The organism is Christensenellaceae bacterium, from assembly GCA_031260975.1.
Lineage (GTDB): Bacteria > Bacillota > Clostridia > Christensenellales > UBA1242 > JAISKJ01.
The window spans coordinates 521023-542458 of the sequence record JAISKJ010000003.1 but is presented as its reverse complement, the minus strand read 5'-3'; the positions used below and the strand labels follow the sequence as shown (position 1 = coordinate 542458).

General features: G+C 39.5%; 19 protein-coding genes, 5 tRNA genes and 1 pseudogene. 21 read left to right on the top strand and 4 right to left on the bottom strand.

Features of this window, described 5'->3' with window-relative positions:
• The first annotated feature begins 1 nt into the window (after window position 1).
• From LBN07_03185 to LBN07_03150, 8 genes are all read left to right on the top strand, one after another.
• Window positions 2-229, top strand: coding sequence for a hypothetical protein (locus tag LBN07_03185; GenBank protein ID MDR0850459.1), 228 nt, complete (start codon window positions 2-4; stop codon window positions 227-229).
• 25 nt (window positions 230-254) lie between these two features.
• Entirely contained in the window at window positions 255-404 is a 150-nt protein-coding gene (locus LBN07_03180) for a hypothetical protein (protein MDR0850458.1), read from the top strand.
• A 305-nt stretch (window positions 405-709) separates the two neighbouring features.
• Window positions 710-5395 (top strand): InlB B-repeat-containing protein, encoded by a 4686-nt coding sequence (locus LBN07_03175; GenBank protein MDR0850457.1) that lies wholly within the window; start codon window positions 710-712, stop codon window positions 5393-5395.
• A 461-nt stretch (window positions 5396-5856) separates the two neighbouring features.
• Window positions 5857-6732 carry a ribosome small subunit-dependent GTPase A gene (gene rsgA / locus LBN07_03170; protein ID MDR0850456.1) on the top strand — a complete coding sequence of 292 codons (876 nt, stop codon included), beginning with the start codon at window positions 5857-5859 and terminating at the stop codon, window positions 6730-6732.
• Between the two features lie 21 nt (window positions 6733-6753).
• A complete protein-coding gene (locus LBN07_03165) occupies window positions 6754-7410 on the top strand; it encodes a ribulose-phosphate 3-epimerase (GenBank protein ID MDR0850455.1) in 657 nt (218 codons plus the stop codon).
• 662 nt (window positions 7411-8072) lie between these two features.
• A complete protein-coding gene (locus LBN07_03160; protein MDR0850454.1) occupies window positions 8073-8423 on the top strand; it encodes an Asp23/Gls24 family envelope stress response protein in 351 nt (116 codons plus the stop codon).
• A 25-nt stretch (window positions 8424-8448) separates the two neighbouring features.
• Window positions 8449-10086 carry a DAK2 domain-containing protein gene (locus tag LBN07_03155; protein ID MDR0850453.1) on the top strand — a complete coding sequence of 546 codons (1638 nt, stop codon included), beginning with the start codon at window positions 8449-8451 and terminating at the stop codon, window positions 10084-10086.
• Window positions 10087-10661: 575 nt separating this feature from the next.
• Window positions 10662-10736 (top strand) — tRNA-Cys (locus tag LBN07_03150).
• A 51-nt stretch (window positions 10737-10787) separates the two neighbouring features.
• Here the strand turns inward: LBN07_03150 and LBN07_03145 are convergent.
• Window positions 10788-11228 (bottom strand): DUF11 domain-containing protein, encoded by a 441-nt coding sequence (locus LBN07_03145; GenBank protein MDR0850452.1) that lies wholly within the window; start codon window positions 11226-11228, stop codon window positions 10788-10790.
• Window positions 11229-11589: 361 nt separating this feature from the next.
• On the opposite strand from LBN07_03145, the gene LBN07_03140 reads away from it, so the two are divergent.
• The 5 genes from LBN07_03140 (at window position 11590) to LBN07_03120 (ending at window position 14137) form a co-directional block, all read left to right on the top strand.
• A tRNA-Ala gene (locus LBN07_03140) sits at window positions 11590-11665 on the top strand.
• A gap of 129 nt (window positions 11666-11794) precedes the next feature.
• A tRNA-Leu gene (locus LBN07_03135) sits at window positions 11795-11884 on the top strand.
• A 154-nt stretch (window positions 11885-12038) separates the two neighbouring features.
• The gene (locus tag LBN07_03130) at window positions 12039-12953 is read left to right on the top strand and encodes an ABC transporter ATP-binding protein (protein ID MDR0850451.1); all 915 of its coding nucleotides are present in this window, start codon (window positions 12039-12041) and stop codon (window positions 12951-12953) included.
• Window positions 12937-13695 (top strand): ABC transporter permease, encoded by a 759-nt coding sequence (locus LBN07_03125; GenBank protein MDR0850450.1) that lies wholly within the window; start codon window positions 12937-12939, stop codon window positions 13693-13695. Before LBN07_03130 ends, LBN07_03125 begins: the two co-directional genes overlap by 17 nt.
• 10 nt (window positions 13696-13705) lie before the next feature.
• Complete coding sequence (locus tag LBN07_03120) at window positions 13706-14137, top strand: MarR family transcriptional regulator (GenBank protein ID MDR0850449.1); 432 nt, start codon at window positions 13706-13708, stop codon at window positions 14135-14137.
• An 85-nt stretch (window positions 14138-14222) separates the two neighbouring features.
• Here the strand turns inward: LBN07_03120 and LBN07_03115 are convergent.
• Together LBN07_03115 and LBN07_03110 are read right to left on the bottom strand one after the other, a co-directional pair.
• A tRNA-Gly gene (locus LBN07_03115) sits at window positions 14223-14297 on the bottom strand.
• A gap of 106 nt (window positions 14298-14403) precedes the next feature.
• A tRNA-Val gene (locus LBN07_03110) sits at window positions 14404-14479 on the bottom strand.
• A 170-nt stretch (window positions 14480-14649) separates the two neighbouring features.
• Here LBN07_03110 and LBN07_03105 point away from each other — a divergent pair.
• Complete coding sequence (locus LBN07_03105) at window positions 14650-16299, top strand: formate--tetrahydrofolate ligase (protein MDR0850448.1); 1650 nt, start codon at window positions 14650-14652, stop codon at window positions 16297-16299.
• A 10-nt stretch (window positions 16300-16309) separates the two neighbouring features.
• Window positions 16310-16666: pseudogene (locus tag LBN07_03100) on the top strand (PaaI family thioesterase).
• A 74-nt stretch (window positions 16667-16740) separates the two neighbouring features.
• Here the strand turns inward: LBN07_03100 and LBN07_03095 are convergent.
• The gene (locus LBN07_03095) at window positions 16741-16929 is read right to left on the bottom strand and encodes a DUF751 family protein (protein MDR0850447.1); all 189 of its coding nucleotides are present in this window, start codon (window positions 16927-16929) and stop codon (window positions 16741-16743) included.
• 17 nt (window positions 16930-16946) lie between these two features.
• On the opposite strand from LBN07_03095, the gene LBN07_03090 reads away from it, so the two are divergent.
• The 6 genes from LBN07_03090 to LBN07_03065 all read left to right on the top strand — a co-directional run bounded on the left by LBN07_03090 (window position 16947) and on the right by LBN07_03065 (window position 21382).
• A complete protein-coding gene (locus LBN07_03090) occupies window positions 16947-17549 on the top strand; it encodes a hypothetical protein (protein MDR0850446.1) in 603 nt (200 codons plus the stop codon).
• Window positions 17528-17899, top strand: coding sequence for a hypothetical protein (locus LBN07_03085; GenBank protein MDR0850445.1), 372 nt, complete (start codon window positions 17528-17530; stop codon window positions 17897-17899). Before LBN07_03090 ends, LBN07_03085 begins: the two co-directional genes overlap by 22 nt.
• 10 nt (window positions 17900-17909) lie before the next feature.
• Window positions 17910-19067: a D-alanyl-D-alanine carboxypeptidase gene (locus tag LBN07_03080; GenBank protein MDR0850444.1), complete on the top strand. Its 1158-nt coding sequence runs from the start codon at window positions 17910-17912 to the stop codon at window positions 19065-19067.
• A 4-nt stretch (window positions 19068-19071) separates the two neighbouring features.
• A complete protein-coding gene (locus LBN07_03075) occupies window positions 19072-19773 on the top strand; it encodes an rRNA pseudouridine synthase (GenBank protein ID MDR0850443.1) in 702 nt (233 codons plus the stop codon).
• Between the two features lie 311 nt (window positions 19774-20084).
• Window positions 20085-20753: a (d)CMP kinase gene (locus LBN07_03070; GenBank protein ID MDR0850442.1), complete on the top strand. Its 669-nt coding sequence runs from the start codon at window positions 20085-20087 to the stop codon at window positions 20751-20753.
• Entirely contained in the window at window positions 20750-21382 is a 633-nt protein-coding gene (locus LBN07_03065) for a 1-acyl-sn-glycerol-3-phosphate acyltransferase (GenBank protein ID MDR0850441.1), read from the top strand. The genes LBN07_03070 and LBN07_03065 overlap by 4 nt, the downstream gene beginning before the upstream one ends.
• The last annotated feature ends 54 nt before the right edge of the window (window positions 21383-21436 follow it).

Below are 21436 nucleotides of genomic sequence, written 5' to 3'. Positions count from 1 at the left end.
AATGGAAGAAAATTTAGAACAAATGCGCACCCGTGTGGTGGAAATTGTGAAAGCGGCTTATGAGAAGTCGCTTACTCTCAAACAAAGCATTGCAGTGGAGATGAAAGAGGGAAACGACATTGTTTCTGCCGTGGATAAGTTTATGGAAGAGCAGATTGTTGGCGGGCTAAAAAAGTTCTATCCAGAACATAATTTTTTGGGTGAGGAGTCTTGCCATTGGAAAACTTGATGCCGTGATAAACATCAGACCGAGCATGGGGCTGTCCAGTGCAGCGGGCAAATTGTTTATTACCGAGGCAGGCGGCAAGGTCACCAATATTAAGGGAGAACCTCGTCAAAGAACCGACACTATGCTTTGCACAAACGGAAAAATCCATGATAAGTTGGTGGAGATTATAAAATGAATAATATCTCCATATAGTGATAAAAAGGAAAATTAACATAAAAAATAACATAAGTTAATTTATTGTGTTTCCACCACGGAAAAACAACACAATCGTGCATATCCAAAGACTACCTATGAAAACAATTACATGCAAAGTTTTTGTGTTAATTATGTAAAAATATATGTTTTTATTTTGTTTTTTTTGTTTAAAGTGTTATGCTTACCGAAGGTGTGAAAAAATGAGCCCGCTGTGAGCACTGTGAGTTAAAGTTAATTTCACTAAAGCATAAATTTGACAAATTTAAGTCAAAAAGGTAGGTTTATATGACAAAAACACAAAATGTACATTATAATACTGACACAAATGACAAAAAAAATAGGAGAATTATTTTAATTTCTGCAATTGCTGTTTTAATTATTATAGCTATTCTAATTCCCATTTTGCTTCATTCTTGTGCAAGCACTGTAAAACTTTCGTTTGAAACAAACGGAGGAACAACAATTGAAACAAAGGAACTTAAAAAAGGTTCCAAAATTGATGGGATAAATGAAATCACAACAAAAGAAGGTTATACTTTTGACACTTGGTTTTATGACGATGCTTTATCTAATGCAGTTACGTTTCCGTTCAACATTAACAAAGATACGAAATTATACGCTAATTGGAATTTAGAAAGCTTTACCATATCTTTTGACACTGATGGCGGTGATGCTGTTGCAAGTGTAATATACTCATATGGCGAGCACATAGATTATCCTGCCACAAGCCATCAAGATCCAAATTCCTATTTTGGAGGTTGGATTGATTTAGAAACCGGAGCAGAGGTTACTTATTTTACAATGCCGGCACATAATATTTCATTAAAAGCAAAATGGGTTGATGATCCAAAATATCAAACATATACTTTCGATTTAAATGCCGATAATGCTGTTCTTGTGGGTGTTTCTTCAATTACCGGAGAATTAAGTACTGCAATTGACCAAAATTTAATTCCGATAGTAACACGGTTAGGCTACGATTTTGAAGGCTGGTTTTTAGATGCTGACTGCACAATTCAATTTGTGCAAACAACTTTCATCAGTGAAGGCACAATAAAACTTTATGCAGGATGGAAAGAGCACCTTAGCAAAATAATGTTCAATACTAATGGAGGAAACACATTGACTCCTCTTGTTGCACAAGCGGGCACAATTATAGGCCTGCCGATTCCAACAAAAATAAATAACAAATTCAGAGATTGGGCTGATATAAACAATTTATGGAAACCGGAACTTAAAACACAGGGTTTAATGCCGGATTGTGATATAACATTAACTGCGGAATGGTCAACCCTTCAACAAATATCATTCAATTTGGTAAAAGAAGGGGCTTCAATTCAAAATCCAAATGATTATATAAATTTTGAAGGTGTCGAAAATGCTCCATTCCCAACTGCATTTCCTATTCCGGATTGCCTAGGTTACACTTTTGACAAGTGGTATACCGCTGTTACTTACAACATTGATGGTTCAATAAGCTATGATGACGCTAATATATTTTCTGACACAACATTTGGCGCCACAGACATAATTTTATATGCAAGCTGGATAACAAACCAATATGAAGTGGATGTAGACGGCATCCAAACACAAGAAGATTTTAGGAGTGTTTTTGTGCTTCCAAATATTTCACAAGACGGATTTAACCTTGTGGGTTGGGGCTCGTCTGTGGCAGATATTGTATATTTTGATGCTCAAAGCAGCACATATCAATTTGTTGTTCCTGCACAAGATTTAATCCTAACACCTGTTTGGCTACCATGGCAAGAGATTTCATTTGATGCGAACACAACAAGTATAGACACAACCTTACCTATGATTGTTACAACTATGCCTTCACCAATTTCCGGTGCGGTTGAAACATTAATTGGAAATTTACAAAATCCATCTTGTATGGGTTATACTTTTATAGGTTGGACAATGGATACAGAAGGCACACAGTTTGCACCAACAACTTTTGGGCTTGAAAACATAACACTATATGCACAATGGGAAGCAAATACATATAATGTAACATTTGATCCTGACAGAGCCGGATATAACACCGTGCCACTGCCAATAACAGTGAAGTATGGTCAACCTGTTGGAGTTTTGCCAGATTTAAATGACGGAACAGTTATTGGTTGGCATTTTAACCAGTGGTTTGATGGAAAAACATCAGTTCATTCAGTTTCTGCAAGCAGACTTTATGAATGGACAACAGATATGACTTTCTACGGCAGCTGGTCTAAAATTCAATGCGAGATTGATTTTGATTTTAATGGTGGAGACTGTGTTATATCATCTCTGACCTCTACTTATGGTTCCACGGTTGCTTTAACCACGGTTGCATCTTTATTAACAGCACCAACAGGGTATGTATTCGATTACTTTTTGGATTTAGCAACGGGAAATCAATATTACACAACAACACCAAATCCAACCGCCCCCTTAAATGGTATGAACTTTAAAGTAATTTGGAAAGCCAAAACTTATAACATTACCTTCAACTTGGGCTCTTACAATTGGAAATTGGATGGAAGTACTGTTTCAACAATAGCAACTTTAACCATTCCGTTTGGTGAGACAATTGGAGAATTGCCAACTCCAGAAGTTCCAACTGCTGATCAACTGCCATTCGGAGATTTTTACTTTAACTTTGCCGGATGGACTTATTCAAATGGTCAGGCTTTTAATATAACTACAATGCCGGCAGAAAACATTTCACTTGTTGCATCATGGACACCTTGGCAACAAATTACATTGAATGTTAACACGGATGACACAAGTGCTTTATTAACCGATATCCATTCATTAACCGGAGAAGTTGTTGTTGGTGCATCTATATTAGAGGGTGCTGATTCTTGGACAATTATTCTTCCAAATGCAGCAAACGTAACGAGAACCGGTTATGGATTTTTAGGTTGGTATTTAGATAAGGATTGCTTAATTCCTATGGATGCCACAAATTATACCGCTCTTTCAGGATATAACTTATATGCAAAGTGGGGGGCTAAAACATATCAAATTACGCTTTATATAAATGGCGGAGATTCCATAGATGGCGGTATAACAGAAATAGACAGCATAACATTTAACACTGCAATCGGTGCTTTACCTGATGCACAAAAAGCCGGGAACAAATTTGTTGGATGGTTTACCTCTGATGGCATCGCAGTTTCTGTTACAACAACCTACACATGGAGTGTTGATATAGAGCTATATGCTTATTTCGAAGAAAATCCCATTGTTGAACTTAATTTAAATGTAACAGACAATTCAGCAACAATAGCTCAAAACTATGTAACAGGTGAGACGGGTACACCAATAATTCTACCTTCTAACCCAACACGCATGGGCTATGTTTTTGGCGGTTGGTATCAAAATGCGGCATGTACAGATGGAAATGAATATATCCCAAGTAATTTTGTTGCAGATGAAACTGTTTATGCAAAGTGGACTCCAAATACACATGTTATTATACTGAATGTAAATGGCGGAGATGCATTAGTTCAGAATACAATTAATGTAACCTTCGGAACAGTAATTGGCACATTAGAAATTCCAACAAGAAATGGCTACACTTTTGATGCTTGGATATATGGTGGCATCAGTGAATATTCTGCAAGCACAATATATATGTTAGATGAAGACATTACTCTTTTTGCAAGCTGGATAAAAAACCCAATTATAATATTTAATGTAAATGCACACGGAGAATCTATAACTGTATCTCCTACAAATTTGAACGGAAAGGCCGGCACAGCAATCGGAGCATTGCCAACACCAACTAATCGCAACTACTATACATTTATTGGTTGGTATGCAGATAGCATGTGTTCGCAAGCTTTCACAGGCACAACATTTTTGGCAGATATAACTCTCTATGCCGGTTGGTCTGCAAACACTTATATAATTGCCCTTAATTCTAATGGAGGAGTTGCAGTAAGCAATGTGACAGCACCTTATGGTGCCAGCGTCACACTTCCAACAACCACAATGGTAGGTTATTCATTCTTGGGGTGGTCAACAGATGGCACTTCAAACAATATTGTTAATTACACAACTATGCCTGCAAATGGTGCAAATTTAAAAGCGGTTTGGCAACAGAATGCAACAATCACTTTCGATTTAAATACAACTGACACCAATGCAAGTGCAACACCAGCTCCAATTTCCGGTGCGGTTGGCGATGCCCTTGTGCTTCCGACGCCAACACGTACGGGTTATATCTTAACTGGTTGGTATCAACATTTAAGTAATGGAAATCTGCAGCAATTTACAGCCACCACATTCGGTTCAAGTGATATTACGCTTTATGCAGATTGGCAAGCAACAATTCAAACAATAACTTTTAACGCTAATGGAGGAACCGTTTCGAAAACAACATTATCAGTTATTTATGGCTCTCCGTTGTATACACTTCCAACTGCTACAAACGGAAGTCTATACTTTGTTGGTTGGAATACACAAGCAGATGGCAATGGCATAGCTTATTTATCAACAACAATATACTCTTTACAAGCCGATTTAACTCTTTATGCAATCTTCACAAACCAGATTGCAACAATCCAATTTGGCACAAACGGCGGTTCTAACATTACTTCAACCACATTGCCGGTTGGAACAACAATCACAAGAGAGACCCTGCCAATTCCTACAATGAACAACATGAACTTTATTGGATGGTTTTATAACGGGCAACTTGTGGATGACACTCATCCGCTTGTATTAACTGCCAGCGGAGCTTATTTAACGGCGGGTTGGAGCGGTTATCAAGGCTTTGTATTCAACACAATGTGCGGCGATGCAAGCTTTGGTTCACAAAGTGTGACAGGACCGGTTGGTCAAACCTTTGTTGCACCAACACCAACACGTTTAGGATACACCTTTGCAGGGTGGTTCTATGACACATCGTTTACACAACCACTTGATACAAACACCTTGGGCTTGTATACAGTTACTGTTTTTGCAAAATGGGTATCAGTTTAACATACGGAAACAACTGCGACTACGATATGTCAGGGATAAAAAAGACAAATAACTACAATATACAATGGTTAAAACAACCAAAATCGGCATACGCGACAAATAACTTATAAATGAAACTGCGAACAAGGTTTGGTTTATTATATTAAGGAGGACATTAATAATTAGAACATTAGGATTATGGGTTTCTATTCCCGGTAACGGAAACGATTGGTTTATAATAGTGGTAATCGTTGGAATAATGCTTGTTGCCGGCTTTGTGAGTTGGTTAGTTTCTTTATTCAAAAAAAGAAAGGCTGCCAAAAAAGATATGAAAAATAAAAAGGATTAGAAAATAAAAGCAAAAAAGAATACATAAAAATAGTAAGTGAAAAACATTGGAGGGAAACAGTATAAAAGGGTTAGTTATAAAAAATATTGCAAATTTATATACGGTATTTTGCGAGGACGCAGGCGGTGAGGGTGTGAGTTTTTTGGCATCGGCTCAAGGCAAGCTTAAGCAAAGCGACAAACAAGGCCCCCGCGAAAATATCTCCGGCTATTGCGGCAAGGTTTTGGTTGGGGACCATGTAGAGTTTGACAAACTTGCTGACGGCGGCGAAGCCATTACTGTCTGCAACGCCAATATTACAAAGGTTTATCCTCGTAAAAATGTGCTTATCCGCCCGCCTATAAGTAATATAGACTGCCTTGTCATTATGGTCACAAAAAGCCCGTCCCCTGACTTTGTGCTGGTTGATAAGCTGATTATAAACTGTATGATACATAATATAAAACCTATTTTGTGCATAAGTAAGACTGACACGATGACTGAACAGGAAATAGAGCAAATTATAAGCGGATATAAGAATGTGGTAGATGACATTGTTTGTTTATCATCACAAAACCGCAAAAATCTGGAGCAGCTTACCTCTATTATTAAAAATCAAATTACAGCGCTTGCGGGCCAATCAGCAGTGGGAAAAAGTACGCTTCTTAACGCCTTACTCGGCACAAACATAAAAACCGACGGGCTGAGTGCTAAGGTAGACCGCGGAAAGCATACCACAAGGCATACAGAGATATTTTTGCACGGCAACATAAGAATTGCCGACACTCCGGGATTCAGCCTAATAGACCTGAAAGTGGATGAAACCGAGCTACGGTATTATTATAGCGAATTTGAAGCTTTTAACTGCAAGTATAGAGGATGCATGCATATAAATGAGGATGAGGGCATTTGTGCCGTAAAACAGGCAGTGAAAACAGGGAAAATAAATAAGGATAGGTATGAAAGATACATAAAAATCTTTCAAGAACTGAAAAAGAGGGGACTTCCGCGAACTTCGCGCTCTAAATGATAATACAAAAGGGGGAAAGATATGAATATAAAGATTGCACCTTCTACAAACCCTCCAAAGCCTGAGGATATGCTTGAATATATAAAGGAGCTAAATGCTTTGGATGTGGATTATATCCATTGTGACATCATGGACGGCAAGTTTGTTACTGCCACTACATTTGGGGCAGACATAACAAAGAAAATTGCCGAAGTAACTAAAATTCCGCTGAATGTGCACCTTATGGTCAAAAAGCCTAAGGACGTAAAACAATATATTAGGGCAGGGGCAAGCATTGTAACAATCCATCTGGAAGCTTTTGAGGATATAAAACAGGTAATTAAAACGCTTCTGAAAATTGCTAAACTCGGGGCAATTCCGTCGGCTTCAATAAAGCCGAATACTCCGCTTGAAAAACTCTGGCCGATTTTAGGCTATGTCGGTATGGTGCTTGTTATGAGCGTGGAGCCAGGAAAAAGCGGACAGGAGTTTATTGCGGGGACACTTGACAGGATAGCACAAATTAAAAAGAAGCTTGGTGAACTTGGCCTTGACGATGTTCTTGTTGAGGTTGACGGCGGAGTAAATAACAAAAATATAGCTGATATAAAGAAAACAGGCGCTGATATTGTGGTGGTAGGTAATTACCTATATTCAGCAGTTGATAGGGGTGAGGCGATTAAAAAGCTTAAGAAGTGAGGACTTTGTCATTGCGAGAAACGAAGTGACGAAGCAATCTCATTGAAGCATAATCATAAAATTTCTGCGTCGGGCGCACTCCTGCAATGACAAGAGAACTTTGCATGATAAATTATAAATGAAAAAAGGGAACATCAGGTTCCTTTTTTGTGCGGTTTTGCACAGAAACCCTACAGGTTTCTGCAGCGCAAGCTTTGGCTTGCGCACTGCCGCGCCGGCGCGGCAGGCAAAACCGCACTTCCATAAAAAATCCTTCATATGATAGTAACAGATTAAAGACACACAAAAGGAGAACAATATGAGAATATACTGTTTCAAGTCCCCCAAATGCTTATCGTTCCTGCTCAAAATCATATTCCGAAGGTCTTACATAAAAACCTCCGAATAAAGGGCACCGGCGGTGCATTAAGTATCGCTTTTTATAGGGCAGTGATGTGAATAATTATCACTAAGGCTTCGGCCGCTTCGCGGCCTCCTCACACACTACACAGTCAGATGAGGCCACAAAAATACTCAATAATACTTATATACCGCCTGAAAAAAAAAGAAAATGGCATTTTCCCCCTTATTTTTGTTGCGCTAATTTTTTAAATATAGTAATATATAATGTGTTACCTTCGTGTAACACATTTACTTAAAAAAACCAAAAAAAGGGTGTCCTTATGTCTTTAAAAACTTCCAATGCATACGGCGACATTACAATCAGCGACGAAGCCATTTCTGTTGTGGCTGGTTTTACCGTGCTTGAATGTTACGGCGTTGTAGACTTGGTAAATAGCAAGGCAAGCGACACTTTTCCCGAAGTATTTAAAAAAGTTCCTCTCAACAGAGGGGTAAAAATTGTAACAAATGGAAACCGAATCACCATCGAACTTTATGTTATACTCAAATACGGCGTAGCGATAAACGCTACTGCTGAAAGTATCCGTAACACTGTAAAGTATAACGTAGAAAAGTTTACAGGAATGATAGTAGAGACCGTAAATGTCAAAGTAGTTGGCGTTAGGGTTTGATTTTCGGTTATTAGGAGAGATAAAAGTGCAAAAAACAATAAATGGTGCTATTTTTCGAAAAATGATATTGGCAGCAGGAAATCTGCTTGAAAATAATAAAGATTATGTGGACGCTCTAAACGTATATCCGGTGCCGGACGGTGACACAGGAACCAACATGAATTTGACGTTTAAGTCAGCCATGAAATATATAAATGAATGTACTAACAACAACCTAGACGCTCTGGGTGAAGCCCTTCAAAAGGGGGCGTTGCGCGGTGCGCGAGGCAACTCAGGTGTTATTTTGTCGCAGATACTAAAGGGTATCGCCTCTGTTATGATGCAGCACGACACGCTCAACACAAAAACCTTTGCAAAAGCGCTTAAAGAGGGCTCAGATATCGCCTATAAAGCCGTTACTGTGCCCAAAGAAGGCACAATGCTAACGGTTATCCGTGTGGTTGCGGAGTTTTCGCTTGAGGCCTGTAAAAAAATAGGCGACTTTGAAGAATTCTTCAAGGTTATTCTTGAAAAGGGTGAGGAGATTTTGGCTCAGACCCCCGATATGCTGCCGGTTTTGAAAAAAGCGGGCGTTGTTGATGCGGGCGGACGCGGACTTTTAATACTTCTTACCGGATTTTATAAAGTTATTATCAATGACGACTCGGTTAAGCTGGATTTTAACGATCCGGTTGACGCTTTTGAGCGTATCAAAAAGTTCCACGCCAATCTGGCCGACCTTAGCTCGATTGAATTTGCTTACTGCACCGAGTTTATGATTGTAAATCTGCACAAACGCACCACTGAAAGTGATATCGACAAGCTGAAAGAACGTTTGATGAGCATCGGGGACGAGGTTATTTGTATGGGTGATCTCAAGCTTATAAAAATTCATGTGCATACCAACGAACCTAACCGCGCACTGGGTTTTGCGCTGGAGCTTGGTGAGCTTACCAACATGAAAATCGAAAACATGCTGGAGCAGGTAAGGGCACTTAAAAATGCAAGTCAGGCAAGTGAGCCTATGAAACAGTACGGAATGGTATCAGTTGCCGCGGGTGAAGGGTTGGCAGCACTGTTTAAGGACCTTATGGTCGACCATATCATTGAAGGCGGACAAACCATGAATCCAAGTGCCAACGACATTGCAGATGCAATAGATCGTGTAAACGCCCAAAATGTATTTATCTTTCCCAACAATAAGAATATCATTCTGGCTGCTGAACAATGTAAGGCTCTAACCAATAAAAATGTAATCGTAATTCCTACAAAGAGCGTACCTGAAGGCATATCAGCCTGCCTTGCCTTTAATGAAGAAAGTAATATTGAAGACAACACCGATGCAATGATGCAATCAATATCACATGTCAAGACCGGTTCGGTAACCTATGCCGTAAGAGACACTCATGTTGATGGCTTTGACCTGTCAACAGGCGAAATTATTGGGCTCGACAAGAGCTCGATTGTCACAAAAGGCGCGCAGGTTACACCCACAACCGAAGCGCTTGTAGGTAAGCTTGTTGACAAAAACACCGTGAATATCTCATTGTTCTACGGAAACGACATAAAAGAAGAGGACGCCGAAGCGCTGAAAGAAACGCTGGCAGCAAAGTATCCTCAATGCGAAGTGTCGGTGTTGATGGGCGGACAACCTGTATACTATTATATAATATCTGTTGAATAAATTGTTGGGCAAAGGAAAAGAAAATAGGAAAGACTGCATAAATGCAGTCTTTTGTTTTTCTAAGGGTGCTTAAGCCTTTATATTACAAAACAATTGCCTTAAAGGACTCTATATAGTTGGCAAAAAATACCATGGTTTTGGGGGTATAACAGGGGCTTATCGGCAAAAACTAATATCAGCAGGAAACCCTGCTAATCGTGTAAGTCGAAAGAATATCAATAATAAATTCTTTTGATTACGAAAACAAAAGGAGGAACGATTTTATGACTAAAGCTTCGTCAAGCTCAAGCACAAAAGCTTATTCAGGCAAAACGATGAGTAGCACCAAAGCATGTGACAAAAAGGGCACTAAGCACACTTCTTCAAAGGGAGGTCGTTAACCCTCATACAAAAAATGAGCTTTATGGCTCATTTTTTGTATGGCAGTGGCGCCGTTGCCGGTGTGGGGAACGCCCTCGCGACATAATATTTTGCACTATGCCAAAATCTTCAATCTATTTCGGGCTTTTTTCTTGACAAAAAAGGAATAAAAGGTATAATAGAAATACACTTAAATGTTGCATATATTATATTACGGCGCCATAGCCAAGTGGTAAGGCAAAGCTCTGCAAAAGCTTCATTCCCCGGTTCAAATCCGGGTGGCGCCTCCAAATCTTCATAAGCACAAATAAAAAAATCCGCTTTTCAGGCGGACTTTATTTTTAGTGGTGCATTTTTACTCTGAAGGCTAGAATTGCTTCTTTTCTTGCGTGCAGCTTTTTGATATCATACGAAAGTTCATGGCCGACCATTTTGGGATCCTCACTCTGTCCATCAACCTTAAAACTGCCTGCTACATACTCAAGACCGTCATCAAGAAAGTCCTTAAAGTGAACATTGTCAATATCCAGCATACTCTTGTTTATAACTTTAACAGTATATTCATGCTCATCACCGTCAAATATAAGTGGGTTAGACTGCGATTTTTCAACAGCAATGTCAATTCTGGTGGTTTCAACGATGTTGCTTTCAAAAACCCTCATTCTTCCGCACATATTAAAGTCTATAAAAGCCCTGTTAAATATTCTGTCTCTGTTATGGTTGGGCCCACCGCTGCCGCCATTGCCACCGCCGTGTCTGTCTCTTTCATGTTCATTATACATTTTATAACTCCTTTACATAACCATCCAAGCATAAACAGGAAAACCCGAATGAACCGGAAGAAGCTATGTAGACAGTATATAAAATCGGCAGTAAATACCCTTTTTAGACATTATATGTGACAATACTTTCTAAGGTTAAAATTAAGATGAATCTTGATTTAAAATTACAAATTTTCACCATTTTGGTCAGCAAAAAATAGTAAAAAGAGCCGCGACCCAACAGTCTGATGCCCCGAACGCAGGGTTTGCGGTAAAACCTAAGAAAAAACTCAAAAAAGGATTGAATCTTTTGAATTTTTATGCTAAAATAATCAAACAAGTGAGAAGCCAAAAAACAAAAAGGAAGCTCATTTCATGTTTTGGGGATATGGCGCAGTTGGTAGCGCGTTTGAATGGCATTCAAAAGGTCGTCGGTTCGAGCCCGATTATCTCCACCATGTGAATTAAGTAAAAAGTCTTTTACTTAATATCATTGAAACAATGTTTCAATATCATTTGAGCATTAGCAAAAATATCATTCGTTAAGGAGGAATAAGGTACAAAAGCGAAAAAAATAATAATTTTATGCTGGTGTGGTGAAATGGTAGACACAAGGGACTTAAAATCCCTCGGGAAGTTAAACGCCCGTGCCGGTTCGACTCCGGCCACCAGCACCATTTACTTTGCAATATTAAACATAAAGTCTTCTTTTTGAAGAAGGCTTTTTATTTAATAAAAATCATTTAAAATTAAGTTGACAATGTCAACTTAATTTAATATAATTGTGAACAAGCTGACATTGTCAGCTTAATGATAAAAAGGAGCAATAAGATGGAAAGTGTAATCAAAGTAAAGAATTTAACAAAAGATTACGGTCAAGGACGAGGTGTTTTTGACATTTCGTTTGAAGTTTTTAAAGGTGAAGTTTTTGGATTTCTGGGTCCGAACGGTGCAGGTAAAACAACGACCATTCGTCATTTGCTTGGGTTTTCAAAACCACAAAGCGGCAGTACCGAAATTGCAGGATTGGATTGCTGGAAACAACCAAGCCTAGTGCAAGAAAAGCTTGGCTATTTGGCCGGTGAAATTGCTTATCCCGAAAACCTAACCGGATGGAAGTTCATTAAACAAATTGCAGAGATGCGAAAAGTAGACCTAAAAAAGGCAGAGGAACTTTGTGATTATTTTCAGTTAAAACCACACGGCGAACTAAAACGTATGAGTAAGGGCATGAAACAAAAAATAGCACTTGTCATTGCCTTCATGCATGATGCCGAGATAATAATCCTTGATGAACCGACAAGCGGACTTGACCCGCTTATGCAATCTCGGTTTTGTAACCTTATTTCTAAAGAGAAGGCAAGAGGTAAAACTATTTTGATGAGCAGTCATATGTTTGAGGAAGTTGAAAAAACCTGCGACCGAGTGGCAATTATTAAGCAAGGAAAAATAATCGCAGAAGTGAAAATGAAAGATATAGAACATAAAAAAGACAAAGAATATGAAGTACGATTTAAAGATAAAAAAGATGCTGAAGCTTTTTCAAAGCTAGATTATAAATTTACGGAAAAGAACATGTCAAAGAACCGAGTAAAAGTTGTTGTGAATGATGAGCAGATTAACGAATTTCTAACAGAGGCCAATAAATACAAGCTTGAATATCTGAGTGAAATCAAATTTACGCTTGAAAAATATTTCATGAAATACTACCAAGGGGAGGACAATAAAAATGAAACTGCTGTCTAAAAATATTTTAAAACAAAGTGTAAGGAATAATTGGAAGCTGTGGCTTGTCATTGCAGCCGTACTATGCTTTTTCATAACCGTTCTAACAATAGCGGTGCAGTCATCCGCCGGAAACGCACCAATCAACCCAAACAACCCGATGGGGTCAATACTTTCAGTGTATGGTATGATGCTGTTTGGCATGCAGGGCGTTTTGATAATGCTTCTTTATTCGGTAATCATAGGAAATAAATTGGTGGCAAGTGAAATTGACAGAGGCACAATGAGTTTTATACTAAACACCCCACCAACACGCAAACAGCTGATTTTTTCAAAGGCATTATTCTACATAGTGTCAATACTAGCAATAATAGTACTTATGGGAGTTTTTGGAACTATAATTTGTTCGGTTGTGGGAGCTGATATGGACTACGGAAAACTTTGGACTTTGGCGCTTGGTTTATTCTTGCTCACCTTTGCAATAAGCGGGATTTGTTTTGCAGCAAGCTGTTGGTTCAATAAAAGTAGCCACTCACTAATGGTTGGAGCAGGATTGCCCGTTGCATTTTGGCTTTGCAATATGTTTAAAGAAATACCAAATTTGGAATTCCTTAAATACATTTCAATAAACACACTGTTTGATACATCGGCAGTAATTTCCGGTTCTGGGTTTATTATACAATTTGTTGCACTCTTCGTGATAGGGGTCGCACTTTATGCCGTGGGCATTTTGAAGTTCCTTAAAAAGGATTTACCATTATAGGAGTAAAACTATGAACAAAGACGAATCATACGAAGAAATTGTAATCAAACTAAAAAAACTGATTAGAAAAATCGAACAAAAACAGGCAGACATGGATGACTGCCAAATAACATCAGCCCAAGCGCGCATAATATTTCCGATAATCAAAAATGGTAAAGGGTACTCAATGTCTGAACTCACCGAAATTGCAGGTGTAGATAAAGCACTCGTTTCGAGGGCAATTTCAGATTTGGAAACAAAGGAAATAGTTGAACGTGACAAAAAGTCTGATAGTAACGAACGAAACTACAAAATTAACCTAACGCCCAAAGGCAATAAAATTTTTTCGGAAAGGCTAGATAAATATCGTGCCGAATTTGAAAGATGGCGAAGTAAATTTACATTCGAGCAATTGAGAACATTCCGAGATGTTTTGGACATGCTGACAGAAGATGAAATCTAAATGGGAAGGCTTATACAAAACTACTTATCAAAAACTAACTAACCTAAAGCAAAAAAAAACACCGGCAATCGGTGTTTTTTTCTGATGGAGCGGAAGACGAGACTCGAACTCGCGACCCTCGCCTTGGCAAGGCGATGCTCTACCACTGAGCCACTTCCGCATATTTGGGGGTGGGGGGCACCCCCAATCTTTTGCGTTTAAGAAAAGTTAGGGAGGGAATTTTAACTTTTCTTCTGTAAGTTTGAAAACGCTTAAGCATTTCCAAATGGTGGGAACAATAGGGCTCGAACCTATGACCCTCTGCTTGTAAGGCAGATGCTCTCCCAACTGAGCTATGCTCCCATAGGGATGATATTAATATATCAAAAATCCGCAGATAAGTCAACATTTTTTTGAGGGTTTTCAATACTTTTAAAAACTGACAAAATAACTAAGTTACTGTCTTGACTTGACTTTATAATAAAAAAAAGTTAGACTAAAAGAACTTATATTAAAAAGCCTAAGGAGAGAAAATGGATAAAACCGATATTGAAATTGCAAATAGTATTGAAAAAATAAGAATAGAAAAAATCGCAAAAAAGCTTGGAATCGCTCAGGGGGAGCTCATAAAATATGGTGAATATAAAGCCAAAGTAATAACTAAACCCGGGGCGCTACGCGGAAAGCTGGTTTTGGTCACTGCCATAAACCCCACCAGCGCCGGCATTGGAAAAACAACGGTGTCAATAGGCCTTGCGGACGCTCTAAACCGCATGAAACATAAAACCGTTCTTGCGCTGAGGGAGCCTTCGTTGGGCCCGGTATTTGGCATTAAGGGCGGCGCTACGGGCGGAGGATACGCTCAAATTGTTCCTATGGAAGATATAAACCTGCACTTTAACGGCGACTTTCATGCTTTTACTTGTGCAAATAACTTGCTTTGCAGTCTTATTGACAATCATATCTTTCAGGGAAATCAGCTCAATATTGACCCAAACAAAATATTGTTTCACCGCTGCCTTGACTTAAACGACAGAGCGCTGCGACGAATAATTTGTTCAAACGGCGACGAAAATGCACGGCCTGACAGTTTTAGTATTACTGCTGCCAGCGAAATTATGGCCATAATGTGCCTCAGCGAAAATCTCACTGAACTTAAAGAAAGGCTTAGCAGTATTATTGTAGCGCTAACCCGTGACGGCAAGCCCGTTTTCGCAAGAGACTTAAATTCCGAAAATGCTATGGCAATACTTTTGAAGGACGCGATTTATCCAAACCTTGTTCAAACTCTTGAGGGAACTCCTGCGCTGGTGCATTGCGGCCCGTTTGCCAACATCGCTCACGGTTGTAACAGCATAACCGCCACAAAGCTGGGGCTGAGTCTTGGTGACTTTGTCATAACCGAAGCAGGCTTTGGGGCAGATTTGGGGGCGGAGAAATTTTTTGACCTGAAATGCCGCGTGGGAAAGCTTAGACCAGATGCGGTGGTGCTGGTTTGCACAGTAAGAGCCCTAAAACTTCATGGCGGAGTTGTTGAGAGCGAGCTAACAAAAGAAAATGTGCGGGCAGTAAAGTTGGGGCTAAGCAATTTGACGGCTCATATAAAAACAATCAAAGAAGTATTTAAGCTGCCGCTTGTTGTGACAATAAATAAATACGAAACCGACACAAACAGTGAAGTAAACACCATTAAGCGTGCTGTGACCAAGCTTGGCGTGCCGTGCGCTGTAAACGATGTATTTAAGCTTGGTGGCAGGGGCGGAAAACTGCTTGCAAAAGAAGTATTAAGTCTTTGTGAAAAGGGTGGCAGCTTTGAATTTGCCTATGACCTTAATCAAACCATAGAACAAAAAATTGAAAGTATCGCCCAAAAAGTATATGGTGCCAAAGGCGTGATATTTGAACAAAAAGCAAAAGAAGCCGTAAAAACTATAAACAAGCTCGGTTTTGATAAGCTGCCTGTGATTATTGCAAAAACGCAGTATAGCCTAAGCGACAATCCAAAGTTGCTGGGGGCTCCAAAAAATTTTGAAATTACTATAAGAGATATCGAAATCAGAGCAGGAGCGGGCTTTCTGGTGGCGATTGCGGGAAGTATTATGCTTATGCCCGGGCTGTCAAAAACACCGGCTGCAATAAACATGACAATCGACGAAAATGCTAACATAAAAGGATTATTTTAAGGAGGAAGTTATGAAATATAAAATCAAAAACAAACAAAATAATTCGGCACACTGTCTTGTGTGCGGTCTAAAAAATCAATTTTCACTAAGAACAAAGTTTTATGAAATTGATAATAAAGTTCTGGTAGGGGTCACTCAAGGGCTCAATGAGCATCAAAGCTACCCGGGCAGGATGCATGGCGGAATAATATCGGCACTTTTAGATGAAACCATCGGCAGGGCAGTTCAGATAGGTGCTCCTGACCTGTGGGGAGTTACGGGTGAGCTTAATATAAGATTTAAAAAGCCCGTGCCACTAAGTGAACCCCTTAAAATCGTAGGTAAAATCACCAAAGACAGCAGCCGTACCTTTGAAGGGGCGGGCTTTATTGAGGACATTGAAGGTAACATTCTGGCCGCAGGCACCGCAACTTATATAAAAATGAATGCTGACAAAATAAGTCAGGATGCACTTGACGCAGACAATTGGTTTTTGGAAAAATCTCCAATGCCTAATGATATTGAAATAAAAAACCTTGCATATTTTGATACATTGATATAAATTTTTATGACATCTATCCAATCACTGCCGGCAGGAACTGCCGGCTGCCAAAATACCGCAGCAATGTTTGTGGTATTTTTTTTATGCACTTGCAAAAACTAAGGGTATGGAAAATTTCAGACATTTTCTTCATGCCAACCAAAGCATAATTATAACCCTCATCATAGTGGCCGTTGTTGTTACAATTTTGTTTTTACCGTTTAGAATAAAAGCCATTTCGGGTTATGATATTTTGGGCAACTGCGGATATATCATGCTCTATATCTGGGGCCTAAAAATCTTCAGCGCTGAGCTCGGGCTAACCCTTAGCGGTATTAACATTAAAACCCACAAAAAGAAACTGTCACAAAAATTTAAGAACTTTGGTGCAAACGGGTTTGTGGATATTTTCATAATAAAAATACTGAGGGTGCTCAAACTTCACAGGCTGGATTTTTATGCCAATGTCGGCCTAAAGGACGCCGCAAAAACTGTTATGCTTTGCAGCTGTTTGAATATCCCGATGGGCATCATAACCAGCCAGATTATAAACTATAAACCATCAGCACGCATTTTAAGTGTAGTTTACCCCGATTTCTGTGCCAACACCTTAAAATTCGCTTTGCACTTTAAGCTGCACATAACTCTGTTTGATATACTGCTAGGCGCAGCTGTAGCATTACTCAAAACTTTTAAAAGGAGAACAAAATGGAGCGAGAACAAAATTTAGACGAGGTACTTCAGACTACACTCAGCAGACTTCAGAGTATGGTAGACGTAAACTATACCGTAGGAAGCGCCATAAAAAATGAATACGGCGACACCATTGTGCCCATCTGTAAAATGACGGTGGCCTTTGTGCACGGCGGAGGTGAATACGGTGTAAAAAAGAGCCTGCGCAACAAGCGAAACACAGGCTATCCGTTTGCGGGAGGAACAGGCGCGGGCTGCACGGTTGACCCTGTAGGCTTTTTGGTGGTGTCAAAAACAGGTGTCACCTTTATAAATACCAACGCCGACAATACTATTAATAAATTTTTGGATGTAGCCGCCAAATTCCTCAGCAATCTAAAAAAGTGAGGGGTGTAACATGACAAAAAAGCTTATACTGTTCAGCATTTTAACTTTGGCACTGTTTTTAGGTGTTTTGGGCCTAAATTTAGGTTTTAATAACACTGCGGCTGGGTGGTCGGAGACTCCGACCGCATGGTCAAGCGCCAAATCTATGGTGGTTTTGAGCGCGGACGACGGAAAAATGCTTTATAGCAAAAACGAAAATGAAAAACTGGCCATGGCAAGCACTACAAAAATTGCCACCTGCATTACGGTCATTGAAAACTGTGACAACCTTGACAAGCTCGTGGATACGCCCAAAGAAGCTACGCTAACCGAAGGCACTTCAATATATCTTAAAGAAACCGAAAAGCTTAGCATAAGGCAGCTGCTTTATGGACTTATGCTGCAGTCGGGCAACGATGCTGCTGTTGCACTTGCTATATCTGTAGGCGGTAGCGTTGAAGGCTTTGCTTCTCTTATGAATGATATGGCAAAGCGGGCAGGGGCCGAAAATACACATTTTGTCAACCCTCACGGGCTGGACCACAAAGACCATTATACAACAGCGCTGGACCTGGGAAAAATCACGGCTCAGGCTTTGAAGAACAAGGATTTTGCCGAAATCGTTTCAACAAAAAAATATAAGATAGAAAAGACCGAACACAACAACGAACGCTATCTTGGCAACAAAAATAAGCTATTAAACAGCCTTGAAGGCTGCGTAGGTGTTAAAACGGGGTTTACTTCAAAGGCGGGCAGATGTCTTGTTTCGGCTTGCAAGCGAGGTGATATGACGGTGGTGTGCGTGGTTCTTAACTGCGGACCTATGTTTGAAGAAAGTGCTACGCTGCTGGGTCAGAGCTTTGAAGAATATACTTACGTAAACATTTTGGATGATCACACCATTGTGGGTGAGGTTATGGTTGAAAACGGAGAAAAATCCGCCGCCAAGGTTTATAACAAAGAAGGCTTCGGAGCAGTTTTAAAAAAAGAGGATGCCGAAAACATTAACGTAGAGTATGATTTTGAAAAAACTCTTGAGGCACCCATAAAAAAAGATCAGATTGTTGGAGAATATAAAGTTTTTGTGAACAAAGACTTGCAATTTTGCTCAAAGTTGTATATTATGGAGGAGGTAGATAATCTCGATATTACCGACAAACTAAAAAATATAATAGAAAAATGGAACTGAACAAATGAGAATTAACAAATTTCTGGCTTCGTGCGGAGTGTCCTCCAGACGAAAAGCCGAAGAATTTATAAAACTTGGCAAAGTAACTCTTAACGGCAAGGTTATAACAGACCTTGCCACTATTGTTGACGAAACAAAAGACACGGTCAGTTTGAACGGCGAGATTTTGAAGTTGCCTGAGCAGTTTGAATATTATATGCTCAACAAGCCCAAGGGCTATGTCTGCACTGTAGCCGATGAGCACGGCAGAAAGACTGTTATGGACCTTATAAAAATAAAGACGCGTGTATTCCCTGTGGGCAGGCTGGACTATGACAGCGAAGGCATGCTGATTCTCACCAATGACGGAGAACTGACATATAAGCTCACACACCCCAGCAACGAGGTTGAAAAGAAATATATGGTCAAGATTGAGGGCACGATTTCAGAAAGTGAAATGGCAGTCTTGAGAGCAGGTGTTGTAATTGACGGAGAGAAATTTTCAAGGTGCCGGGCAAAGGTGACGAAAGTTAAAAATAATCTCACCAAGCTCGAAATGGTTTTGCATGAAGGTAAAAACCGTGAAATCAGGCGTATGATGGAAGCTATCGGAAAGACAGTAGTGCTGCTCAACCGCGTGCAAATAGGAAAGCTAAAGCTCGGCGGCATCAGCCGCGGTGAATATAGGGCCCTTAAACCATGGGAAGTGGAGATGCTGCTTCACTAATGATTATTAACAACACTGCAACATATCACTTTACCAGAGTTTCGGCGACTTTGTCGCCTGCAGAATCGTTCAGTGATATTTTAGTGCTACCGTAAGAAAAAAGATAAATTATGTAATCTGCAGAAGCGTTAAGCAACATTATGGAAAAAAAAGAAGGGGCGGATATTTTATTGATAAAATAAAGAAAACTCCTCTTTTTTATTTGTAATAAAAGCTCTATTTGTTGTATAATGTAACTAAGTTAGCCGACAGAATAGCGGTTTTTTGAATTTATTTGATTTTTGCCTGACGGTTAATTGGAGGGGAAAAATATGTATCAAATTGTTATAGACGGACCCAGCGGCAGCGGAAAGACTACAATAGCCAGAAAGGTGTCCGAGATTTTAGGAGTGTTATTTTTTGACTCTGATATACTCAAAACCGCCATTGCTGTATGCAGCCTCAAAAAGGGCGTTAATCCAACCGACGAGAAGGGCATAAAAGATATGATAAAGCGCAATAAGTTTGAGTTGCTGTTAAATCATCAAAACAGTATATCGGTGTCGCTTAACGGTGAGACCATTCAGCCTGAACAGCTCAAAAACAAGCTGGTAGCGGCAAACCAATATAATATCTCAAAGCTCAAATGCGTTGAAGAATATATACTAGCAACCGAAACAGAGCTAAGCCGTATGAAAACAATTATTATAGCAAGCATGAACGCAACAAAACTGTTTACAAACGCTAATTTCAAGTTTTTTCTGACAAGCGACTCAACCACCAGAGCGCGCCGTAAGCTTGATGAGCTTCATGGCCGCGGAATTTATAATATATCCTATGACCAGATGCTGGATGAGATTATCAACAGCGACAAGTATATGTTTAACGGCGAGGCCTCCGGCGTTGAAATAAACAAAGACGCCAAGGTAATTGACACCACTTTAAAAACACAGATAGAAGTAGCAAACGAAATTGTAGATTTTATAAGGAAAAATTCATGAAGAAACTTTTTTATTGGTTTATGTTTATTATTCTTTATCTTCCGCTTCGCATAATTTTTCCGGTAAAAATTGTAGGGCGAAAAAAAGGCAAGTTTAAAGGCAGGAAAATTTATATTTCAAATCATCTGCATGCGATGGACCCTTTTATGATGGTCATCCTGTTTGGTATTCGGGCACGTCCGCTTGCAAAAAAAGAATTATTTAAAACTAAATTTGGAGCCGCTCTCATGAACGGCTTAGGTATCATCAGCATAAACCGCGGTCAGGCCGACATTTCTGCTACCAAAAAAGTTTTGGAAGCCCTAAAGCGCGGTGAGTCGCTTGTGATATTCCCTGAAGGCACGCGAAACCGCATGAATGTTGAAGATCAGCTTGAAATCAAAAACGGAGCAGGAATGTTTGCCATAAAAACAAAGACGCCTATGGTTCCTTGTTGCTTTTTAAACCGCCTAAAGCCTTTCAGACCCACAAAGTTTATTGTAGGAAATCCTTATGAGCTCAGTGAGTTTTATGACCAAAAACTCAGTGCCGAAATATTAGACAAAGCAGGAGAGCAGATAGGCAGGAGCATAACTCAGGTGAGAGAAGAATATAAAGCCCTTATTTATGAAAAGAAAAACAAAAAGTAATATAAATAACAAATCTTAATAAGAGGAAAAAAACAATTTTAAGGTATTCACGAA

Coding starts and splice junctions, on each gene's coding strand:
- LBN07_03185 (MDR0850459.1), top strand. CDS start 2: ATGGAAGAAAATTTAGAACAAATGCGCACCCGTGTGGTGGAAATTGTG.
- LBN07_03180 (MDR0850458.1), top strand. CDS start 255: ATGGGGCTGTCCAGTGCAGCGGGCAAATTGTTTATTACCGAGGCAGGC.
- LBN07_03175 (MDR0850457.1), top strand. CDS start 710: ATGACAAAAACACAAAATGTACATTATAATACTGACACAAATGACAAA.
- LBN07_03165 (MDR0850455.1), top strand. CDS start 6,754: ATGAATATAAAGATTGCACCTTCTACAAACCCTCCAAAGCCTGAGGAT.
- LBN07_03160 (MDR0850454.1), top strand. CDS start 8,073: ATGTCTTTAAAAACTTCCAATGCATACGGCGACATTACAATCAGCGAC.
- LBN07_03145 (MDR0850452.1), bottom strand. CDS start 11,228: ATGTATAATGAACATGAAAGAGACAGACACGGCGGTGGCAATGGCGGC.
- LBN07_03130 (MDR0850451.1), top strand. CDS start 12,039: ATGGAAAGTGTAATCAAAGTAAAGAATTTAACAAAAGATTACGGTCAA.
- LBN07_03125 (MDR0850450.1), top strand. CDS start 12,937: ATGAAACTGCTGTCTAAAAATATTTTAAAACAAAGTGTAAGGAATAAT.
- LBN07_03120 (MDR0850449.1), top strand. CDS start 13,706: ATGAACAAAGACGAATCATACGAAGAAATTGTAATCAAACTAAAAAAA.
- LBN07_03105 (MDR0850448.1), top strand. CDS start 14,650: ATGGATAAAACCGATATTGAAATTGCAAATAGTATTGAAAAAATAAGA.
- LBN07_03090 (MDR0850446.1), top strand. CDS start 16,947: ATGGAAAATTTCAGACATTTTCTTCATGCCAACCAAAGCATAATTATA.
- LBN07_03085 (MDR0850445.1), top strand. CDS start 17,528: ATGGAGCGAGAACAAAATTTAGACGAGGTACTTCAGACTACACTCAGC.
- LBN07_03080 (MDR0850444.1), top strand. CDS start 17,910: ATGACAAAAAAGCTTATACTGTTCAGCATTTTAACTTTGGCACTGTTT.
- LBN07_03075 (MDR0850443.1), top strand. CDS start 19,072: ATGAGAATTAACAAATTTCTGGCTTCGTGCGGAGTGTCCTCCAGACGA.
- LBN07_03070 (MDR0850442.1), top strand. CDS start 20,085: ATGTATCAAATTGTTATAGACGGACCCAGCGGCAGCGGAAAGACTACA.
- LBN07_03065 (MDR0850441.1), top strand. CDS start 20,750: ATGAAGAAACTTTTTTATTGGTTTATGTTTATTATTCTTTATCTTCCG.